At 75.5% G+C, this 1,550-nt stretch carries 1 protein-coding gene; it reads right to left on the reverse strand.

Annotation, left to right across the window (positions count from 1 at the left end; all coding sequences use genetic code 11):
* Positions 1 to 1,550, reverse strand: a 1,550-nt coding sequence (locus ACIQVZ_RS42450; protein WP_402458552.1) for a condensation domain-containing protein, incomplete at both ends; no start/stop codon positions are given.

Below are 1,550 nucleotides of genomic sequence, written 5' to 3' on the forward strand. Positions count from 1 at the left end.
GAGCGGGCCCATCGACCAGCCGTCGGCGGCGATGTGGTGCACCACGACCAGCAGCGCGTGCCGGTCGGGGGCGAGCGCGTAGAGCTCCGCCCGGACCGGCGGCTCGGCGGCCAGGTCGAAGCCGCGCCGGGCCGCCCGCGTCAGTCGCTCGGGCAGCTCGCTCTCGTCGAGTTCGACCACCGGGAGTTCCGGGCGCGCCTCCGATGCGCTCAACACGACCTGGTGCGGCACGCCGTCCGTCTCGCGGAAGACGGTGCGCAGGCACTCGTGCCGGGCGATCACGTCCGCGAGTGCGGCGTGCAGGGCCGACCGGTCGAGGTCGCCGGTCAGGCTCAGCGCGAGCGGCATGTTGTAGGTGGCGCTCGGCCCGTCCATCCGGTGCAGGAACCACAGCCGGCGCTGGGCGAAGGACAGCGGTACGTGCTCGGAGCGCGGACGGACGGTCAGCGCGGGCCGCGCCGTGCCGGAGCCGTCGAGGCGGGCTGCCAGTCCGGCCACGGTCGGGGTCTCGAACAGCGTCCGGACCTCCAGCTCCGTACCGAGGACCGCCCGGACCCGGGAGGCCAGGCGGGTCGCCAGCAGCGAATGTCCGCCCAGGTCGAAGAAGCTGTCCTCCACCCCGACCTGTGCCAGCCCGAGGACCTCGGCGAACAGCTCGGCGAGGAGCTGCTCCTGCGGGGTGCGCGGTGCCCGCCCGGCTCCGGCCGAGCCGAGGTCGGGGGCGGGCAGGGCATGGCGGTCGAGCTTGCCGCTGGCCGTCAGCGGCAGCGCGTCCAGCGCGACGAACGCCGACGGGACGAGGTAGTCGGGCAGCCGGCCCCGCAACCAGTCACGGAGCTCGCCGATGAGGGCGCCGGTGCCCCGGCCGCCGGCCGGGCGGTTGGTCAGCGACGTGGGCGGTCGGCCGGCGGCCCGGGACGACTGGTACGGCTCGACCGGGGAGCCCTGCCCGGCCCGCAGGTCGGCGAAGACCACGTCCAGGGCGTCGGCCGAGGTGGCCGACCAGGTGACGCCCACTCGGCGGCCGAACTCCGCTCCGAGCTGGTGGAAGTGCTCCGGGTCGGGAAGGTCGCCCTCCTCCGGGGCGTGCAGCCGGTCCAGCAGCTCGGCGGGCGAACCGTCCGCGTCCTGCACCGCCCGGGCGAGGGCCGACTCCCGCACCACGCGGCGGTTGGGCACCCCGGTGATCCGCAGCACGTCCGCGGGCGGCTGTGCGAGCAGCTCGCGCAGCTCGGCCAGGCCGGCGACCTGCCGCCCCCACTCCAGCTCGACCTGCCCGCCCGGGTCCGCCGGGGTGGTCGGCGCCTTGTGCAGGGTGACGTCGTAGCGGTAGCGGGTCAGCTCGTTGTGGTGGCGGCCCCGCTTGACCTCCACCGTCACCGCGCCGATGCCCGCGCCGTGCTCCCGCAGGACAGTGAAGAAGTCCGGGTCGACCAGAAGCTCCTTCTCCACCAACAGGGACTGCTCCACCGCGCGCCGCACGGCGGGCAGATCGGCGCCGTCGGCAGCCCGGTGCAACTGCACGGCGGTGGCCAGCGGGCGCAGCAGTC

Origin of the sequence: Kitasatospora sp. NPDC098663 (assembly GCF_044760075.1) — a bacterium.
In the GTDB taxonomy this organism is placed as follows: domain Bacteria; phylum Actinomycetota; class Actinomycetes; order Streptomycetales; family Streptomycetaceae; genus Kitasatospora.